Origin of the sequence: Caballeronia sp. LjRoot34, from assembly GCF_964253815.1 — a bacterium.
Lineage (GTDB): Bacteria > Pseudomonadota > Gammaproteobacteria > Burkholderiales > Burkholderiaceae > Caballeronia.
Map to the genome: position 1 here is coordinate 1 of NZ_CAXUSB020000003.1, position 19,400 is coordinate 19,400.

A 19,400-nucleotide genomic window follows, 5' to 3' on the forward strand; every position below is an offset into this window, starting at 1 on the left:
CACCTGCGCGCTTTCGAGTTAGTTCTTCCTCTCGTATCCGAGTTTTGAAGATTTCCGGGCACTACAACCGGGTGCGAGAAATTGGTCAGCAAGCGCTCGATAGAGCTTGGTTGCTTTCGGGACATGCACGCCAAACGACAACCCAAACGACGAGGCAACCGATCAAGCGAATCGGCCAATTCGTCTCTCCGTAGGCGACAACTGCAACACGTTTGTCTGGACCGCTCCCACCGACTCCATCCTGGCCAAGATACATCGGCTTTGCATCGGAAGCAGCGGGACGGAACTCTTGGCATGCCAAGACGTAGCTCGTGTCGAGCCAGAGCAAACTCTCAATAACGAAAGAGACAATGCTTTCCACGAAAGTCGAGCGCCCCCGCGGTCGAAGGCACCGCCCGTCTGCGCATTTTATTTGCCATACATGTCGAAGTCGAAGTAACGCGCTTCGATCTTCTTGTAGCTGCCGTCGGCGAGCAAACCGGCAAACGCTGTGTTCAGCGCGTCGCGGAGATCGGAATCACCTTTGCGAATACCTGCAGCATCGCCGTCGCCCATGATCGTCGCATCGTAGACCGTATCGCCAGCAAAAGCGTAGTCCTTACCACGCGGCGTATCCAGAAAGCCGAGCTTGCCCTGGACCGCGTCCATCAGCACCCCGTCAAGCCGGCCCGTGGTCAGATCGTCGTATGCTTGATCGTAGTTCTGATAGGAAACGATCTGCGCGCCCGATGGCGCCCATTTCTCGCGTCCGTAGGTTTCCTGCACGGTACCTTGCTCGACGCCGATATGCTTGCCCTGCAATGACGACGCCTCCGGCTTCACGCCGGAATCCCTGCGCGCCACCAGCTTCGTCTGATTGCGATACAGCCGGTTCGTGAAATCGATCTGCTCGCGTCGCTTTGCCGTGGCGGCCATCGACGAGAGGATCACGTCGAACTTGCGCGCCTGCAAGCCAGGAATGAGACCATCGAAACTACTTTGTACCCAGACGCATTTCGCCTTGAGCCTGGCGCAAAGTGCATTGCCCAGATCCACGTCGAATCCCACGACACGACCATCCGGCGCCACCGATTCGAATGGCGCATAGGTCGGGTCCACACCAATGCGGATCGTCGTCCAGTCCTTCGCCGATGCAACGCAAGACAACGCAAGCAGCGCGGCGGAAACACTCAATTTGAGGCTTGTTTTCATTGCATTACTCCGGCAGGGAAAGGATAAAGAAACTGCAGTCGCTGTTGATAACTCTGTCTCTGGCCATTCAGTTAATGATCCGATGTCGTCAACTTGGAAACTCGCCTCGATGCAGGACAGCATCAGCGGGAACGGCTGCCGCGATTTCGGCGATCGTCACGGGCTTCACCGGCGGACGGATTCGGAAATAACCGACGTCGCCAGGAGTGCGCCCTTGTGCATCGGCGATCAGTTCTGTGACTGTGCTGCCGCACCAGCGGCCTTGGCACGGCCCCATGCCGCAGCGAGAAAACGCTTTCATCTGGTTTGGCCCGGTGCAACCCAGTCCAGCGATCTTGCGGATGTCCCCCGCTGTCACTTCCTCACATCGGCAGACGATGACATCGTCGGCGGGGAGGCGCTGCGCGCGCGGCGGCGTGTACAAAACGTCGAGCAGTGGCCGGATTGCAGCGTGCTGCGCACGCCGGGCGCGGATTGGCTTGATGGCGTGCTCGAACGCGGCCATATCGATCCGTTCCTGCACCCGCGCTATATCAAGCGCAGCCATCTCGCCATCGCATTCGGCAAGCTGCGCGCCGCCAATCGCAGCGCCGTCACCGGCAATCCATATAAGCGGTACGCTCGTACGGCCGAAAGCGTCGACTTCGGCATGCCAGCACGCTTGCGCCTCGCTCCATCGATGCCGGCAGCCGACGGATCGACTCAGGTTCGTCCCGGGGATCACGCCCTGATGCAGCAGTACCAGGCCAGCCGCGACTTCATGCCTCTTGGTGCCCACGCGAAAGCGCAAGCCTTCGGCGCGCTGCTCTCCGAGCACTTCCACCGCCTGCGCCGAGCGATAAATACTTACGCCGGCGCGGCGGACGTCCCGCATCATGCTCAAACCTTTCGCCAGATAACTCGTTGCACGCAGCGCACGCGGCAATTGCGGCATCGCACGCCAATACGCGCCGGCCGGCGTGGTATCGACGATTGCGCGAAATGAACGGCCCGCGCAGATCAGTTGAGATGCGTAGAGCCACAGCAACGGCCCGCTTCCGGCAATCACCGTATCCGCGCCGGGAACCAGGGCGGCCGACTTGAGTAGGGTTTGCGCCGCGCCCACGTTCATGACGCCGGGAAGCGTCCAGCCGGGCACAGGCCATGGCCGCTCCTGCGCGCCGGTGGCGAGGAGAATTGCGGTTGCCTGAACTCGCAGCGTGCCTGGAGAATCGCCACGGCGTGTCAGCATCGCTTCGCCATCCTTACCGATCTGCCAGACCAGCGTCTGTGGGAGAAACGACGCGCCGCTCTGCCTGAAACGCTCGATCAGCGGTCTGCCATGCGCGTAGTCGCGCCCGAGCAGGCTGGCATCGGCCAGGGGCGAGTCACTGGCCTGCCGATAGACTTGTCCCCCCGGTCCCATGCCCTCCTCGGCGACGACGACCGACAAGCCGTACCGGCGTGCGGCAATGGCCGCTGCCATCCCGGCCGGGCCGGCGCCCACGATCAGGAGGTCGCAGCGGGCCGCGCCGGTCCCCGTGCCAGCGTCACTGGTCATGCAATCCTCGCTTTGCCATGCATCGGATGGATTCGCATGCCATCGCGGACTTGCACCATGCAGCCCTGTTGATTGGGCACGCCATCGATTTCCACAAGGCAATCGAAGCACACCCCCATCATGCAAAACGGGCCACGTGGCAAGCCGCTGATGGGGGTCGCACGGCACGCCTGCAGTCCCGCCTCAAGCATCGCGGCCGCGACGTTCAAATGCCCGGAAACGACATGCGCCTCTCCGTTTATATCGACGCAAACCTTCGCCCCTTCCGAAAGCGGCAACAGTTCAAACATGGCTCGGTCCGGGTTGAATGTGAAAACGGCGGCTACTGAACGTGTCCAGCGCGGCGGGTCGCGCGCCGCCCGCAATCCACGGCGCGATGCAATCCGCATGGGTCGCGGCGAGCGTCACGCCGCTATGGCAGATCGCGATGAATGCGCCGGGATGCGTCGGTGATTCTTCATAGACCGGTAATCCGTCCGGCGTCATGATGCGCAGCGCGCCCCAGCTGCGGACAATGCGCGCGTGGGCGAGCATGGGAAACGCGTTCTGCGCGCGACGGGCAATATCGGCCATGACGGTGGTACTCACTCCGTCGTGCAGACCGACGTCCTCGGCTGAATCGCCGATCATCACCGAGCCTTCGCGTGTCTGACGCACGACAAGCGTCGGATACGCGAGGAATGGCGCGAGCTTCTCGGTCACCATGATCTGGCCGCGCAGCGGCTTGATCGGCGCATCGAAACCGAGCATCTGGCCGAGCTCGGCGTTGCCCAAGCCGGCGGCGAGAACCACCCGCCCCGCTTCTAAAACGCCCTCTGCCGAGACAATCTCGAAGTGACCCACCCGCGCCCGAACCTCCGATACCTTGCGCCCCGGCAAATAGGCGCCGCCGCGCAGTTGAAACGCCGCGTGCATGGCGCGCAACGTAGTGAGGGGGTTGGCGTGGCCATCGTTCGGGGAATAGAGCGCCCCTGTCAACTCGGGCGATGCCGCCGGAATCCTGCGACGCAACTCGGTGGTACTGAAGACCTCGTAGGTGAGCCCGGCATCGCGACCATGCAGCGACGCGAGCAAAGCCTGGGCATCGGCAAATTGGTTTTGCGTCTCGCACAGTTCGAAACCACCCGGACGTTCGAACGCGGGATCGACACCCGTTTCGCGAATCAATTGCGCGGAAAACGCCGACCAGCGTTGTGACGATTCGAGCGACCACTGCGCGTATGGCAGGCAGCGCCCGCCTTTGCCCTGAACCCATACCAGTCCGAAATTGCCGCGTGCCGCGCGATACGACGTGTCCTCGCCGTCGCAGACTGCTACGCGCAGCTTCTCGCGCACCAAGCCATATGCGATAGCCATGCCCACGAGCCCGCCGCCGACGACCACGACGTCGAAGTTGCCGGCGGCGCTCAACGAGTGCATCGCCTAAGATTTCTATTATGAACAACCATGGAAGCCTTTTATGCGCTAAAACAAGCTTATCCGGAGCTTCGGTGATACAAAATGCGTGGTCAAATACCGTTTTTTTCGTCAACCATTCACTAATGTTATGGCCTCTCCCGACCTCAAGATTCGCCAGGTAGAAGCGTTCCGGGCGCTGATGCAGCGGCACACCGTCACCCGCGCCGCACAGATGCTGCATATTTCACAGCCGGCGATGAGCCGTCTTATCGCCGATTTCGAGGAGCGCGTCGGCTTTGCATTGTTCACGCGGCAGCAAGGACGGCTGTTGCCGACTGTCGAGGCGAATGTGCTTTATACGGAGGTCGAGCGGGCTTTTGTCGGACTCGATTCGATCACCCAGGCAGCACAGCAGATACGCGCGATGCGACGCGGTTCCTTGCGCATAGCAGGTTCTCCCGCGGTGGCGCTGGAATGGCTGCCGCGCTTGTTGACGTCGTTCGCGCGCGACCATCCGGGTGTGGATATCACGCTGCTGACCCACAGTTCATCGACAGTTGTCCAGCTCGTGGCGTCGCAACGAATTGACATCGGCTTCATTGCCGAAGCCATGCCTCATCCTGCCGTCCGGCTCGACCGGCTCACGCACGAACCCATGCGCTGCATTCTGCCGGCAGGCCATCGGTTGGCGCGCAAGCGCGTATTGAAACCGGAAGATCTACGCGACGAACCTTTCGTGTCATTTCCGCTTTCCTTCGACGCCCGGCGCACGATCGACCGGGTGTTCGTTGAGCACGGTGTGGCGCGGCAGATGACAGTCGAAGCGCAACTCTCGCAGACCATCGTTGCATTCGTGGCACAGGGCGCCGGAGTCGCTCTTATCGATCCGGTCACGGCGAGCTTTGCAGGTGAGCGCGTAGCAGTTCGCCGGTTCGAACCGGCTATCGCTGATGAGCTTTATCTTGTTAGTGCAGTGGGATCGCCTGCGTCGAGTCTCGTGACTGCGTTCGTGGCGGATATGAAGTTGGCGCTTGAGAAAATCAAGACGACGTAAGGCGAAATTAAGAGGTAGGGACTGGTTTGGATGTGCGCATATCCAGATATGCCCTCACCCGGCAGCCCGTTCGGGTAAGCGCAACCACCCCCTCCAATAAAGGCGGCCCGATCATGCCCGCGAGGCGCATGTTCGTATTCCCTCAGCAATACCCAATCTACCCGCGCTGTTCTGGGCCGCCCTGCCGGCTCCCGCCGCTCGTCGCAAAGCTCGTCCTTGACAAAAACAAATGATCAACATATTGTTTCGCCCAAGAGAACATAATTCTCTACAAAAAAATGAAGTGCGCGAGTAATACCGCTCCGTGTCACACAAAACGGCTCGCAGGAGACGCCTCAAAATGCAAAGTTCCGATTCGCCGGCAGACCACGCGTTGCTAAATCGCGTGTTCTGGCGGGTAATGCCCATCGTCATGCTGATGTACATGGTCGCGGTCATCGACCGGCAGAACGTCGGCTTCGCCAAGCTGCAAATGGTGCATGCGCTCGGCATGAGTGAAATGGCGTATGGCCTCGCCTCGTCGCTATTCTTTATCGGCTATCTCGTCTTCGAGGTGCCGAGCGCACTTGCGGTCCACCGCTTTGGCGCGAGGGTATGGTTTGCGCGCATCGTGCTCACGTGGGGATTGCTCACGATCCTGCTCGGCTTCTGCGTATCGGGCTCGATGTTTACCGCCATGCGCTTTCTCCTGGGGTCCGCCGAGGCCGGACTGTATCCGGGTCTCATCTATTACCTGACGCTGTGGTTTCCGCGGAGCTATCAGGTCCGCGCGCTAGGCGTGCTGACGCTCGGAAGCGCGATCGGCAACATGGCTGGCTCCATCATGGGCGGCCTGTTTCTCGACATCAATGGCTGGCTTGGTTTCGCAGGCTGGCAATGGGTGTTTATCGCCACCGGCATTCCCGCCCTGATCGTCACCGCGTTGATATGGATTTATCTGCCGGACACACCAGAGCGCGCCGGCTTCTTGACGAGCCCGGAGAAAACCCGCCTCCTCGCCGCGATCGAACGTGAACGCATCCCTGTTACCGGGCATGCAAGTATCTGGTCCGCCCTTGTCGACCCGCGCACGTTGCTGTTTTCCTTCGCCTACGTGCTCATCCTGACCTCCCTGTACGGCGTGATCTATTGGCTGCCGACGGTCATCAAAGGTTTCGGCGCGACGGGTTCGCTCAATGGTTTGCTCAATGCGATTCCCTGGGGCATCGCCACCGTCATGCTGTTGATCCTGCCGCGGCGCTTGCGCGACGAACAGGAGGTACTGCTGACCATGGCAGCAATCGCCGCGCTCGGCGTGGTGTGTTTCCTTGTCAGCATCAGCGCGGATTCCGTCATGGTGCGCTTCATTGCGCTGGCCATCGGCACACCCTGCATCTCGCTTGTCCTGCCCTGTTTCTGGTCGATTCCGCCGCGATATTTCAATGGTGCACAAGCGGCGGCAAGCGTTGCGGCAATCAGCAGCTTCGGCAACATTGGCGGTTTTCTCGCCCAAAACATCATGCCCTGGGTCGCTAAACAGGCCGGCACTCCCGGCGCCGCGATGTACGTCCCGGCCGCATGCCTCGTTGTGCTGGCGATCGGCGCGATCCGTTTTCGCACCCGGCGGACGGCGCTCCCCGCTAAAGCCTGACGCCGCCCGGTTCACCCGTCCGGCCTGACCATTCGTTTTTCGATCAAGGCGCCGTGAATTTCGCGGCGCGTGGATAGTGACATCGGCTTTACTTCAATGCATCTTTTTTTAATTTATTTAGTCATTCTAAGAAATATAGAAAAACAGGAGACCCTTGATGAAGAAAATACTCGTTGCTACGCTCGCCTCTGCCTTTGCAAGTGGCGCATTCGCTCAAAGCAGCGTCACGTTGTACGGGATTGTCGATGCGGGCATTCTCATCAACACGAACGCGGGAGGCAAGCCGCTAACGGCGCTTACAGGCGGTAACCAGAGCGCGAATCGCTTTGGTTTTTCGGGCACGGAAGACCTTGGCGGCGGGCTGAAGGCCATCTTCACACTGGAGAACGGGTTTAATCTCGCCAACGGCACGATGTCGAGCGGGCTCGAATTTGCCCGTCAGGCCTTTGTCGGACTGAGCGGGCCATTCGGCACGATCAGTCTGGGACGCCAGTATCTGACGCTGACCGCGTTCCTCACGCCGTTCGAAGCGGGCGCGGACTGGGCAGCGCGCGGATCGGGCTACGGCTATCACCCCGGCGGCCTGGACGATGTGGACGGCTCCGAGCGCGCCAACAACGCAATCAAATTCACCAGCAATTCCTATCGCGGCTTACGCGTGGGCGCCACCTACAGTTTCGGCGGCGTAGCCGGCGCGGTGACGCAGAACGAGTTGCTCTCCGCGGGTTTGGCGTACAACAATGGCCCGTTTGCTTTTGCCGCGGCCTACCTGTTCGTCAAGGCCCCGAACTTTTCGTTGTTCGGCAATAACGGCACCAGCAATGCACCTACGAGCGCAAGTGCCATCAACATCACCAGTCCCGTGTTCAGAGGCTATGCATCGGCGGCCTCCCAGCAGGAATTTGGCGCGGGTGCGTCGTACACCATCGGCCGGGCAACGGTCGGCGGAATATTTACCAGCACGCAATTCAAGGACATCGGCGGCACGGTCATCAACGGTGCGAAGCCGGCTACGGCCATCGCCGGTTCATCGCCCACCTTCAATACCGCCGAAATCAATCTCAAGTACCAGCTCACCCCGTCCTTTCTGCTTGGCGTGATGTACGCGTACACCCGGGCAAGCTCGTATGCCGGGGAGAGCGGCGCGAGCTACCAGCAGCTCAGTCTCGGCGCCGATTACTTCTTGTCGAAGCGGACCGACCTGTATCTCGTCGGGCTCCACGAAAAGGCCGCAGGCATTGATTCGACCGGCAAACCCGCCGTCGCTGCCATGACGTTCGCGACCCCCTCTACGAGCAACGAGCAAACCGTGCTGACGTTCGGCATGCGCCATACGTTCTAACGGGAAAACAGAAAGTTGCCGAAGCACTAAAGCGCCTTGACACCGCATCGGTCGATGTCTAGTATTGTTTCTACAAACGAAATACGATTCTTTTGAAAAGAACTTAAAAGATCATCGGAAAGCGACGAGACGGGTCGCTTCCGACCGCCCCCACCAGAATGGAGAGACAGCCAGAATGACAACTCAAGACTTGCTGCATAACTGGAATGACCTGCCCCGTGAAGTCGTTCGGAAGGGAGTCGAGCGGGTTGGCTTCCGCGGCGACAACGCCATGTGCGTGATGAACTGGCTGACGCCCGGCATGACGGTTTTTCCGCATAGCCATACTTTCGAACAGCTCGTCATCATCGTGCAGGGCCGGGTGCGGTTTCACCTCGGCGACGAGGTGGTGGAAGGCGGCCCCGGCACCATGATTCGCATCCCGCCGCATGTCATGCACTACGCAGAACCGGTTGGCGACGAGGTCGTGCTCAACCTGGACGTATTTGCACCGCTGCGTGAGGACTACCGGCATCTGGTGGAATATCAAGCCGCGGAATTCGAACCACAACCCGCAAGCACAGGTGTCTGAATGAGCCAGCATTTCGCGGCCCGCCTGCGGGACCGGCAATTGTTAGGCGGCACGTTCATCAAGACGCCGCAGTCGCATCACGCGGAGATCGCCGGTCTCGCGGGGCTTGATTTCGTGGTGTTCGACAGCGAACACGCGCCCTTTTCCGCCGCCCAACTCGATCATTGCCTGCTCGGCGCACGCGCCGCGGGCATTGCATCGCTGGTGCGCCTCCGTCAATCAAGCCCTTCTGACGTGTTGCAGGCACTCGACATGGGCGCTACCGGCGTACTGGTGCCGCACGTCACTTCCGCCCGGCAGGCGCGTGAGATCGTCGCGAGCGCGCGTTACCGGGACGGGTTGCGCGGCTTCAGCAACTCGCCGCGCGCCGGTGCCTACGGCGGCCATTCGATGCTCCAACACATCGAGCGCAGCGATAGTGAAACCGCGGTCCTCTGCCAGATCGAAGACCGCGAAGCGGTCGAGGCAATCGACGAGCTCGCGGGTGTAGCGGGCATCGACTGCCTCTTCATCGGGCGTGCGGATCTCTCGGTGTCGTATCGATTGTTCGACGTCGATCATCCCGAGGTCGAACGTGCAATTCAGCGCGTGGCGTCGGCTGGGCGCTCGGCGTGCGTGCCGGTTGGCATGTTCGTCGCCGATACCGCGGCGATGGCCCGTTATGCCGCCCTCGGCGTCACGCTGTTCGTGATCGGATCAGACCAGAGCCTCTTGCGCAGCGGCTTCAGCAAACTCAGCCAGAGCGTTGCCGAACTGCGCAGCCAAATTCAATAGCGCGTTACGACGTGCTCAACCAGACGGAAAAACTCATGTCCACACTAGACGACACCCGCACCACGCGCGATCCGGCCTATATCGGCAGCCTGCTGCGCGGCACGATCGACCTGCATTGTCATAGCGGCCCCTCAGTCATGCCGCGTTACCTGGACCACATCGAAGCAATGCGCGAAGCGTCATCGGCGGGCCTGCGCGCGGTGCTGCTCAAGGATCACTACTACTCGGCAACGCCCGTTACGGCGCTGCTGAACAAGCACTTCGCGGATCTCGGCGTGCTGATGCTCTCGGGCGTTCCGCTCAACAACACGGTCGGCGGCATCAATGTTCACGCGGTCGAGCACGGCATCAAGCTGGGCGCGCGGCTTGTGTGGATGCCCACGTTTTCGTCGGCGAACCATATCAACCATCACAAGCAAGACGCGCATTTCGACCAGAAATTCCCGCAGACCACGCAGAAGATGCTTGCTCCCATTCCGCTCTCGGTGCTCGACAGCGACGGCAAGCTCAAGGAGGAAGTCAAGGCGATCCTCGATCTCATCGCGGATGCGGACATTGTTCTCTCAGCCGGGCACCTGAACATAACTGAAATCTGGCCGCTCTTCGAAGAAGCGCGCAAACGCGGCGTGAAGCGGCTGCTCGTGAATCATCCGACCTATGTGGTGGACGCGACACTCGACGACATGCGCCAACTCGCAAAAGAAGGCGTGTACATGGAGCATTCCATGTGCATGTGGGTGCCGGGCTCGAAGTTCCGCTTCTATGATCCGGAGTTCCTGCGCGACGTCATCGAAGCGGGCACGGTCGATCTCACCATTCTCGGCTCCGACCTCGGTCAGAAGGGCAACCCGACAATCGTCGAGGGCTTTCGCAGCGTGATCGAAACCGCGCTCGACATTGGGTATAGTGAAGCGGACATCCGGAAGATGACCTCCACGAATGCGGCGCGATTGATGAACATCGAATTGCCCGCGTCCCGCTGAGCATCCCCCGCCAACCATCACGAAATCGGCACAGGAGATCGAGTTGCCCAAGAGTCTGCCCCGTCCCAAGAATGCCGTATTGCCTTCAGAGCCGGCTATCGAGGCCAGCAATACCACGCCGATCGACAAGAGCGGCCCCGCGCTGCTCGAATCGGTGGCCATCGTGTTCCGGCTGCTCGACGAGCTGTCGGCGGCACGCCGGCCGCTCGGCGTCACCGAGCTTGCGGATATCGTCGATGAGCCGAAGCCGCGTGTGTACCGGCATCTGGCGTCGATGCGGCAAATGGGCGCCGTCGAACAGGACCCTTCGACCGAAAAATATCGGCTGGGGGCTAAGCTCGTTATTTACGGCACAGCCGCCAGCGAGCAGTTCGACTTGCGCGCCATCGCCGATCCGTATCTGACGAAGTTGCGCGACACACTCGGTCAAAGCGCGGTGCTGTCGGTCGTCACGCACGATTCGGCACTCGTTGTCGCGGCGGTCGACTCGAACAACGGCGTGTGCATCACGGTCAAGCCGGGAAACCGGGTGCCGGCGCACTGCTCCGCCCAGGGACGGCTCGTGCTTGCGTTCCTGCCGCCGGAGGACCAGCAGCGTATCTTGCGCCGCAAGCTGCAAAGGTTCACGGCCCGCTCGATCACGGACCCGGTGGTGCTGGCGAGGCGCCTCGAAGCCGTGCGTGCGCAACTGTACGAAGATGCGAACGGCGAAGTGATCGACGGCATCAACGTGCTGAGCGCGCCGATCTTTCGCGACAACGACGTGATGGTCGGCGCAATTGGCATTATCGGTCCCACGCACGACGTGCCGTCGCCGCCGCCGCCGGCCTTGCTTGAACACGTGCAGCAGGCCGCCGCCGAATTGAGTGAGCGGCTTAACTGCGACAAATATCGCCGCGCCGGTCTGCCGTCGACCGAGCGTGGCCAGACAAAAGCATTAGCAGGAAATCACCGATGACCTCCCTGACCACCCGGATCGGGTCGATCGTGCTGAAAAACCCGGTGATCTGCGGATCGGGCGAGCACACCATGACGGCCGCCGGCATCCGCGCCGCACTCGAGGCTGGCGCGGCCGCCGTGGTGGCGAAATCGACCAATGAATCGAACGCCGCCAAAGCTCAGCTCGACAAGACCGATTACGCGCTCTTCGACAGCAACTGGACGCGCTTGCCCTGGAATTTCCAGCCGCCCGCCGACGCCTCGCTCTTCTGCCGCTCGGGTCTCGTGCAGAGCGAATTCGAGCCGTGGCTCGACCAGCTCGCGGCATTGGATAAAGAAGCTGCCGAGCGCAACGCCTACGTGATCCCCAGCCTGATTCTCGCCGACCTGGATCGCTGCGTTGAACAGGCGCAGCGGATCGAAGCGCGTGGGCTGCGTGTCCTCGAGCTGAACATCGGCGCGCCGCATGGCGAAGAGGCCGCAAAGGGCGCCATCGTTCTCGAACGCGATGTCGAACGTATCGAAATAATCGTGGCCCGCGTGCGTGCCGCGATCCGCCTGCCGCTGTGGATCAAACTGACGGGGCAAAGCGAGAACGTCGTTGCACTCGCGGATGCCGCGAGACGGGGCGGCGCGGACGCGGTCGTGATGATGGGGCGCTTCATGGGCTTCCTGCCCGACCTCGATACCGGCGCGCCTGTGCTGGGCACATCGGCGGCTATTGGCGGCGGCTGGGCATTGCCGCTGACAGCGCGTTGGCTGATGCTCACACGCAAGAAGCTGGGCACGTCGTTTCCCTTGCTCGCCACGAACGGCGCCCGCAATGGCCTCGATGTCGCGCGCTTTCTTCTGTCGGGCGCGGCTGCGACTGAAATGACCTCGGCCGTTTTCACGCGTGGTTATCGCGTGCTCACGGAGGCGATCGAAGAACTGAATGAATACGTAAAACAACGCGGAAAATCGGTGGAAGAACTGCTGGGTTCGGCCGCCGACCGCGTCGAAACCTATCAGGAACAGAATGACCGGCCGCAGTATTGGCAGGAGTTCGCGCCGCCCGCTGGATAGCCTGCCCGGGCGCCGGAAGCCTGCTGTCATTTGCGGCCGTAGCTGATTCAAACGCATCAGGTTGCTTTACCTGGCCTTAAGTCGTTGCAACCCCGCTGCATCTATTGAATACGCCCAAGCCCGCGTCCGATCTGTCGAACGCGGCGGGACACCCCTGCCCGTCATTCATGGCGTGGACAGACCGAACTCACGATACGAGCCGGCTCGACCGGCCACTCGCACCGCACATCCTGCGTGCGCAAGGAGACATGATGAGATTTCTCACCGCCGCTTCGTTCGACGACCCAGTCGACGATCGAATCTACAATCGCGTCGCCACGCGTTTGCTGCCGTTCCTGATGCTGCTCTATATCGTTTCGTTTCTCGACAAGATCAATGTCGGGTTTGCGAAGGCGGGCATGTCGGCGGAACTCGGGCTCAGCAACACAGCGTTTGGTATAGGCGCCGGCATATTCTTTATTGGCTACTGCATCTGCGAAATCCCGAGCAACCTGGCGTTGCAACGCTTCGGTGCGCGCGTGTGGATCGCCCGCATCATGATCGTGTGGGGCGCCATTTCGGTCGCCATGATGTTCGTCACGACCGAGCGTGAGTTTTTCATTGCGCGTTTCGTGCTCGGCGTCGCTGAAGCGGGCTTCTATCCGGGGGTCGTCTTCTATCTGACCTTCTGGTTTCCGGCTCGGCTGCGTTCGCAGGTTTGCGCATTATTCTTCCTCGGCATATCGCTCTCGGGTGTCGTGGGCGGACCCTTGTCGGGCGGGATTCTGACGATCTTCGAAGGCGTGCACGGACTGCACGGCTGGCGTTGGTTATTTCTCCTCGAAGGCCTGCCAGCCGTACTCCTCGGCGTCGTCACGCTGTTCTGGCTCGACGATGGCCCCGCCAAGGCGAAGTGGCTGCCGGCCGCGGACCGGGAGCGGATTGCCGCCACGCTGGAACAGGAGAATGCGAGCCGCGCCGGCGAATCCCAACATCGTTTCGCGGATGCCTTTCGCAATCGCAACGTGTGGCTGATGACCGCCGTGAACTTTGCGCTGCTGGGTAATACTTATGGCGTGTCGTTCTGGCTGCCGCAGATCGCTCGCGGTCTCGGCGTGCGCAACCCGATGGCCAACGGACTCGTGACCATGCTGCCGTTTGTCGTCGCTTCGATCGCCATGCTCGTCATCAGCCGCAGCTCGGACCGCCACGGTGAACGGCGCTTCCATTTGATTGCGAGTTCTTTCGCATCGGCGGCCGGCCTTGCACTCGCTGCCGTCTCGGCGGGCATGCCGGTGCTTTCGTTGACCGGTCTCGCGCTTGCGCTGTCCGGCGCGCTGGGCGGTCTCGCCGTGCTCTGGGCGATCCCCGGCACATTGCTAAGCGGTACCGCCGCCGGCGCGGCGATCGCGCTGATGGCAACCGTAGGTAACCTTAGCGGCTACGCGAGTCCCGTGCTGATCGGATGGATCAGTCAGCGCACCGGACATGTCGAAGACGGCCTGCTGGCGTTGGCCGCTATCACCTGCGCGTTGTCGGTATGCGCGTGGGGCCTGGCTCGCGTCATGGTCGTCGCCAGCCCCGACAGCGAGCCGGCGTTGCTCTCGTCCCGTCCCTGAACTGAGTCCGCTCTTCGCTCTTTCGGAGTCCGTTGTAAATTCACTCTCGCTGACCGTTTTACCGGTCAAGCAACGATCAGCGATGCCCGAGCGTATCGACAATGCCCGGCATCCGCGCCGTGGCTTGCTCGTGAAGCTGCGTATAGAGACTGTTGCCATGCGCGTCGATCGCGACTGTCGCCGGTCCGAGCTGCTCGACTTCGAGCGTGAGCAGCCGGAACTGCGAGATGTACTCGGTCCAGTTCATCGCCACGACCCGGCGCAGTGCACGCGACAGCAGATTCGCGCCGCCGCCGAGAAACGACAGATAGACGCAGCCGCTTTCGCGCAACGCCGTCGTGCTGGCTTCGTCGAGGCCGCCCTTGCCACCCACCAGCCGCACGCCGAGCCCGCGGATCAGTGTCGGCATCCACGGGTTATAGCGCGTGCTGGTGCTCGGGTTCAGATAAAGCGGCACCGGTCCGTCTGCAGTCTCGTCGACATAAGTGCTCAGATGAAAGAACGCGCCGCCGCGCAGGTCGATCGGCAACGGCGCGCCTTGCGTCACGGCCTCCGCGAGCCGGCGGTGAGTCGGCAAGCCGATGCTGACGGTGATCTCACCGGACAGCCGCACCATGTCGCCGAGCTTGAGATCGAGCACGCTGTCACGCGTGAGCGGCAAACGTAGATCGTGTAATTTGCTCATCGTCAGCTTTCCATGAATTCGACGCGGCCATCGCCGTGAATACGGGCCGCCGTGCGCCGGTTGATCCAGCAGTTGAAACACACCGCGATCGGCACGAAGCCATGGCTCGCGGCATAGTCGATGTGCACGGCCATCGCCGTGGTATCCCCGCCGGTTCCCATCGGTCCGAAACCCATCGCGTTGACGGCGTCGAGCAGGCGCTGCTCCATGCGTGCAAGAATGGGCTCGGGATTGGTCTGGCCGAACGGCCGCAGCATCTGCTCTTTCGCGAGCCGCGCCGCGTAGTCGAAGGTGCCGCCTATGCCGACACCGATCACGAGCGGCAAGCAGGGCTGCGAGCCGGCGCGCAGCATTGTGTCGAGCACGAAGCGCTCGATCTGGTCGAGCGTCGGATACACGAACGCTTCAATTGCTTCCCAGCGGCCCGTGCCCATCGCCTTCGGCGCGCAGACGATATCCACGTAGTCGGCGTCGTCGATCACGTCGAAGGCGACGATCGGCATGTCCTTGCCTGCATAGCTGCGTTCATGCGTCAGCGGGTTCGTGACCATCTTGAGGATCGGCGGCGAGATGTTCACCGCGAGCTCGGCAAAGCCTTCGCGAATCGCGGCCCGCACCGGCCCGTCGAATTGAACCCGGGTGCCGATCTTGATGCTGTAGGTCGGGATGCCGACGTCGCTGCACACCAGCGTGCCGTCGCGCTTCGCGCCGTCGGCGCTTTCCAGCATGATGGTCAGCGTGGCCTTCCCGGTCGGATGGGTCTCGGCGCCCGACGCGCGCTGCAGAAACGCGCGCGTATCGTTGGGTATCGCCTTGAGTGAGCGTTCGTAAAGTTGCGCAGTGACGCGCTTGAGAATCGAGCTGTCAATAGACATTGTCGTGCTTCCTTCAGATATAACCGGGCCGGCCACGGCTGGCGCATGTCATGCGAGCGCGCCAGATTTCGCCAGGAGAAAAGCCCGTAAAAACGCGGAGACCGAACGGGCGGCGCAGCGACAATAAGCGAATTCCATCGATAAAATGAGACCACCATGAATCCACGCCTTATTACTACGAGACACATTGGCATCGTCGGCGCGGGCGCGATCGGCGGCCATTTCGCCGCGCGTCTCGCACTCGCCGGCCATCGCGTGTCGATACTCGCACGCGGCGCGACGCTGGAGGCGCTGGCAACTTCCGGACTGCGTTATACGTGCCCCGGCGAAGCCGAACGCGCCGTGCCGGTCAGCGCCCACGCGCACTGCGCGGACATGGGGCCGCAGGACCTGGTGATCATCGCGCTGAAGTCGCATGCGTTGCCCGGCATCGCCGCATCGCTCGCGCCGCTGCTTGGGCCTGAAACCGTCATACTGCCGGTCGGAAACGGCTTGCCGTGGTGGTACTTCCTCACGCCAGGCCAATCCACCCAATCCAGCGCCCCGTTCGAAGGCTTGCGCCTCGCCAGCGTCGACCCGGACGGCGGTATCGAGCGGGCACTGGCATTCGAACAGGTGCTCGGCGGCAGCGTGATGGCGTCGTGCAGTTCGCCGGCGCCCGGCGTGGTACATCACCACAGCGGCGGCAAGATCGTGATCGGTGAGCCGTGCGGCGGCATTAGCACGCGCGCAAGCGACTGGGCGCAAGTGCTGACGGCCGCGGGCCTGCCCGCCCACGCCAGCGACGACATTCGCCGCGATCTGTGGATCAAATTGCTCGGTAACGTGTGCTCGAATCCGCTCAGCCTGATCACGCAGGCAAGCACCGACCGCCTGCTCGACGATCCCGGCACGCACGCGCTGTTCGCAAGCCTGATGGCGGAATGCCTCGCGCTCGGCCGGCGCGCCGGTCTCACGCTCGACATCGACATCGCGCAACGCATTGCCCAGACGCGCCAGCTCGGCGCAGTCAGGTCCTCGATGCTGCAGGACCTGGAGGCCGGACGCCGCGTCGAGCTCGACGCGATTCTCGGCGCGCCGCTGGAGTGTGCTGCAAGGCTCGATTTCGAGGCGCCATTGATGCAGACCGTATTTGCGCTGAGCCGCCTGCGCGCGGCGCAAGCCGGCCTGTATGGCGCACGCTCTCTCTGATGCTGATTCGGACACGAGCGCTCAGCCGCGCGTGTGATCGCGCGTGTAGTCGGCTGAATTGGCGACCCAGCCTTTGTCGATAAAGTCCTTGCGCGGCGGCGAGAACACGTCGATCAGCAGATGACGGCCCGCGCCGACGCCTTCGGTCGTATGGATCAGTTGAACCGGCACCGTGATCATCGAAGCTGGCCCGGCTTCGAGATGCTGGTCGTCGCGCCACTGGTTCGCATCGGCGCCCCATTGCACGCGCAGGTGATGAACGAAATGCCCGTCGATGGCGAGCGAGCCCTGTTCGAACTCGCCGTGGCTGTGCGGGCTCAATTTCGAGCGGTCGCGCGCGTCCTGATACTCGACCCAGTTGATGCTGAGCGTGTCCGTTTGCAGCATTTTCAGACGCGGCTTGTCAGCCGGCGGCTGAATGCCGTCGATCGCGATCACCTGTAGTTCACCGTTGCCGCGCGTGCGCCGGTAACCGGCATCGCTGCCGATAATCCGGGCGTCGGGCGACGCATAGTCGTGGTCGTTGCGCGCGGTGCCGGGCGCGAGATCCTCACGCGACGACGCGATCAGCACCGCGCGGGCGCCGTGGTTCGGCTGCACGGCGATCTCGCCGGCCGGCAGCACGCACACGCTGCGGCCCGCCACGGTTTGCGCGGCGTTGTGTCCGTTGCTTCCGATGCGCACTTCAGCGCCGTCCCCGGGAAGCAGCAGCAGCATTTCATGCGCGCTGTGCGCTTCGAACACCTTGCCGTCGCCTTCCAGCCATTGCACGAAGAAGTTCTGGCCGCGCGCCACGGCGCCGGGTGCGAGATCGTAGACAGCGGTTTCCCGCACGCCGGTTTCGGTTGTAGTCGTCATGTTGGTTCCTTCAATATTATGTGGAGTTAGTCGCGCCGCGGGCTCGGCCGGCCCAGGATGTCCATGCGGCCGACGGTCGAATAGCGGTTGCCGTCCATGCGTGTCAGTGGCTCGGCGCGAGCGGTGTCGAAATTCCCGTCCGCATCGACGAAACGCTCGTCCAGATGCACGCCGACGATGCGCCCGAACACCACGTTGCTGAACGTTTCGCCGGGCCCTGTCGGCTCGATGTCGACGATCCTCAGCAACCGGCACTCCATGCTGGCCGGCGACGCTGCGACCCGCGGCGGTTTGACCATCACGCTCGGCGCCTTTTCGAGGCCGGCCAGTTCGAACTCGTCAGTGCCGTACGGCGCGTTCATCGAACTGAGATTCATGGGCTCGCGCAAATCCCAGGTGGCGAGGTTCGTGACGAATTCACCGGTTTCGCGCACGTTGGCGATGGTGTCCTTCTCGTGCCGGTCGGCCGGCGCGTTGCACGAAAAGATCACCACTGGCGGTGACGTCGAGACGAGATTGAAATGCGAGAACGGCGCGAGATTCACCTGGCCTTTGCCGTTGATCGTGCTGATCCAGCCAATCGGGCGCGGTGCGACGATCGCGTTGAACAGCGTGCGCTTGAAGCCGGGCGTAGCCGCCGGGTCTAGAAACATTGTTATCTCCTTGTGGGGACCTGGCGCCCTCAGGCGCGCACGCCGCCTTTCACGAACACCTTCTTGCCCGTTTCGTAGAGCACGGCGTGGCGCTCCGCATCGGTCAGCAGAACAGTCGCGTCAAGGATGCGTTGCACCATGTCCTGGTACGTGCCCGACGACGTGCCGATATCGGAACCCCACATGATCCGGTCGGCGCCGAACATATCGACTGCACAGCGCAGTACCTGATCCGCCGGCGTATCAGTCTCGCGATAGATGTCGAGGTTGATCGACGTGAACTTGAAGAAGATGTTCGGCTCGGCCGCGAGCGGCACGAAGCGCTCGTCGAAACCATAGTTGTCGTCTTCGACCTCCGGTTCGAGCATGTGATCGAGCACCACCCGCAGATTCGGGAAGCGTCGCGCCAATTCGATAATGGCCGGCACCGACGGTCCGCCGCCCCCAATCGCCAGCACTTCCAGATCCATCACGATGCCGTATTCGTCGGCCACGGCCCACGTCTGCAGCGCGCGTGGCGAATTCAGCCACGGCATCGTGCCGTCGGCTTCGCGGCCGCCGAACAGGCGCACGCCCGCGAGGCCGTGTTTCTCGATGTACGAGCGCACCAGCGACGGCGTGCCTTCGTCTTCCGCATCGAGAATGACGACGGCGGAAAAGATCTCCGGATGCTCATCCGACGAATCGAGGATGTAGCTGTTGTCGAAGCGATAAACCATGCGCTTTTGCACCGCCACCGCGCCCTCGACACGCTCATCCGCCATCCAGGGCAGCATGCGCGCCACGTCCGGCACTTCGTTGACCGGATGCTCGCCGTGTTTGCCGCCGGGCAGCCCGATCACGCCGGGCAGGCGCGGCGGCGCATTCGGCGAGCGCTTCATCGGATTGCGCGGATAGCGCACCTGGTCGTCGGCCACGAGATGCGCGTGCGAGTCGAACAGTTTGATGGTCTGGCCAGCAGCGGCATTCGTGTTGTCTTGCGGGGAAGGCATGATGTCTCCAATGAAGTACGGGGGGTGCAAAAGCGGATCAGGCACCAAGGCCGGCGGTCGC

The 19,400-nt window shown here is 62.2% G+C and carries 19 protein-coding genes; 10 read left to right on the forward strand and 9 right to left on the reverse strand.

What is annotated here, in order from left to right; translation table 11 throughout:
• Positions 1-408: 408 nt before the first annotated feature.
• The 4 genes from ACSQ36_RS31025 to ACSQ36_RS31040 all read right to left on the reverse strand — a co-directional run bounded on the left by ACSQ36_RS31025 (position 409) and on the right by ACSQ36_RS31040 (position 4,150).
• On the reverse strand, positions 409-1,191 hold the full coding sequence (locus tag ACSQ36_RS31025) for an ABC transporter substrate-binding protein (protein WP_213763593.1): 783 nt from the start codon (positions 1,189-1,191) through the stop codon (positions 409-411).
• A gap of 88 nt (positions 1,192-1,279) precedes the next feature.
• Complete coding sequence (locus tag ACSQ36_RS31030) at positions 1,280-2,731, reverse strand: NAD(P)/FAD-dependent oxidoreductase (protein ID WP_436184986.1); 1,452 nt, start codon at positions 2,729-2,731, stop codon at positions 1,280-1,282.
• Entirely contained in the window at positions 2,728-3,021 is a 294-nt protein-coding gene (locus tag ACSQ36_RS31035; RefSeq protein WP_436184987.1) for a (2Fe-2S)-binding protein, read from the reverse strand. Before ACSQ36_RS31035 ends, ACSQ36_RS31030 begins: the two co-directional genes overlap by 4 nt.
• A complete protein-coding gene (locus ACSQ36_RS31040) occupies positions 3,014-4,150 on the reverse strand; it encodes an NAD(P)/FAD-dependent oxidoreductase (protein WP_436184988.1) in 1,137 nt (378 codons plus the stop codon). Before ACSQ36_RS31040 ends, ACSQ36_RS31035 begins: the two co-directional genes overlap by 8 nt.
• Positions 4,151-4,277: 127 nt before the next feature.
• Here ACSQ36_RS31040 and ACSQ36_RS31045 point away from each other — a divergent pair, with 127 nt between their 5' ends.
• The 9 genes from ACSQ36_RS31045 (at position 4,278) to ACSQ36_RS31085 (ending at position 14,085) form a co-directional block, all read left to right on the forward strand.
• Positions 4,278-5,183: a LysR substrate-binding domain-containing protein gene (locus ACSQ36_RS31045; RefSeq protein WP_158937362.1), complete on the forward strand. Its 906-nt coding sequence runs from the start codon at positions 4,278-4,280 to the stop codon at positions 5,181-5,183.
• Between the two features lie 340 nt (positions 5,184-5,523).
• Positions 5,524-6,813, forward strand: coding sequence for an MFS transporter (locus tag ACSQ36_RS31050; protein ID WP_436184989.1), 1,290 nt, complete (start codon positions 5,524-5,526; stop codon positions 6,811-6,813).
• A 157-nt stretch (positions 6,814-6,970) separates the two neighbouring features.
• A complete protein-coding gene (locus tag ACSQ36_RS31055; RefSeq protein WP_213763599.1) occupies positions 6,971-8,155 on the forward strand; it encodes a porin in 1,185 nt (394 codons plus the stop codon).
• A 175-nt stretch (positions 8,156-8,330) separates the two neighbouring features.
• Positions 8,331-8,726 (forward strand): cupin domain-containing protein, encoded by a 396-nt coding sequence (locus ACSQ36_RS31060; RefSeq protein ID WP_213763600.1) that lies wholly within the window; start codon positions 8,331-8,333, stop codon positions 8,724-8,726.
• Positions 8,727-9,500: an HpcH/HpaI aldolase family protein gene (locus ACSQ36_RS31065; RefSeq protein WP_436184990.1), complete on the forward strand. Its 774-nt coding sequence runs from the start codon at positions 8,727-8,729 to the stop codon at positions 9,498-9,500.
• 35 nt (positions 9,501-9,535) lie between these two features.
• Positions 9,536-10,483 carry a DUF6282 family protein gene (locus ACSQ36_RS31070; RefSeq protein WP_436184991.1) on the forward strand — a complete coding sequence of 316 codons (948 nt, stop codon included), beginning with the start codon at positions 9,536-9,538 and terminating at the stop codon, positions 10,481-10,483.
• Between the two features lie 43 nt (positions 10,484-10,526).
• A complete protein-coding gene (locus ACSQ36_RS31075) occupies positions 10,527-11,441 on the forward strand; it encodes an IclR family transcriptional regulator (RefSeq protein WP_436184992.1) in 915 nt (304 codons plus the stop codon).
• Positions 11,438-12,487, forward strand: coding sequence for a hypothetical protein (locus ACSQ36_RS31080; RefSeq protein ID WP_436184993.1), 1,050 nt, complete (start codon positions 11,438-11,440; stop codon positions 12,485-12,487). The genes ACSQ36_RS31075 and ACSQ36_RS31080 overlap by 4 nt, the downstream gene beginning before the upstream one ends.
• Before the next feature lie 248 nt (positions 12,488-12,735).
• Complete coding sequence (locus tag ACSQ36_RS31085) at positions 12,736-14,085, forward strand: MFS transporter (RefSeq protein WP_436184994.1); 1,350 nt, start codon at positions 12,736-12,738, stop codon at positions 14,083-14,085.
• 76 nt (positions 14,086-14,161) lie between these two features.
• Here ACSQ36_RS31085 and ACSQ36_RS31090 read toward each other — a convergent pair whose 3' ends face one another.
• Both ACSQ36_RS31090 and ACSQ36_RS31095 read right to left on the reverse strand, forming a co-directional pair.
• A complete protein-coding gene (locus tag ACSQ36_RS31090; protein WP_213763605.1) occupies positions 14,162-14,770 on the reverse strand; it encodes a fumarate hydratase C-terminal domain-containing protein in 609 nt (202 codons plus the stop codon).
• 2 nt (positions 14,771-14,772) lie between these two features.
• Positions 14,773-15,645, reverse strand: coding sequence for a fumarate hydratase (locus ACSQ36_RS31095; protein ID WP_436184995.1), 873 nt, complete (start codon positions 15,643-15,645; stop codon positions 14,773-14,775).
• A gap of 156 nt (positions 15,646-15,801) precedes the next feature.
• On the opposite strand from ACSQ36_RS31095, the gene ACSQ36_RS31100 reads away from it, so the two are divergent.
• A complete protein-coding gene (locus ACSQ36_RS31100) occupies positions 15,802-16,836 on the forward strand; it encodes a ketopantoate reductase family protein (protein WP_436184996.1) in 1,035 nt (344 codons plus the stop codon).
• A gap of 21 nt (positions 16,837-16,857) precedes the next feature.
• On the opposite strand, the gene ACSQ36_RS31105 is transcribed toward ACSQ36_RS31100, so the two are convergent.
• From ACSQ36_RS31105 to ACSQ36_RS31115, 3 genes are read right to left on the reverse strand one after another with little or no spacing between them, the layout of a single operon-like run.
• Positions 16,858-17,694, reverse strand: a complete 837-nt coding sequence (locus ACSQ36_RS31105; RefSeq protein WP_436184997.1) for a hypothetical protein — start codon at positions 17,692-17,694, stop codon at positions 16,858-16,860.
• 26 nt (positions 17,695-17,720) lie between these two features.
• On the reverse strand, positions 17,721-18,347 hold the full coding sequence (locus ACSQ36_RS31110; RefSeq protein ID WP_436184998.1) for a flavin reductase family protein: 627 nt from the start codon (positions 18,345-18,347) through the stop codon (positions 17,721-17,723).
• A gap of 29 nt (positions 18,348-18,376) precedes the next feature.
• Complete coding sequence (locus tag ACSQ36_RS31115; RefSeq protein ID WP_436184999.1) at positions 18,377-19,339, reverse strand: amidohydrolase family protein; 963 nt, start codon at positions 19,337-19,339, stop codon at positions 18,377-18,379.
• Positions 19,340-19,400 lie beyond the last annotated feature (61 nt).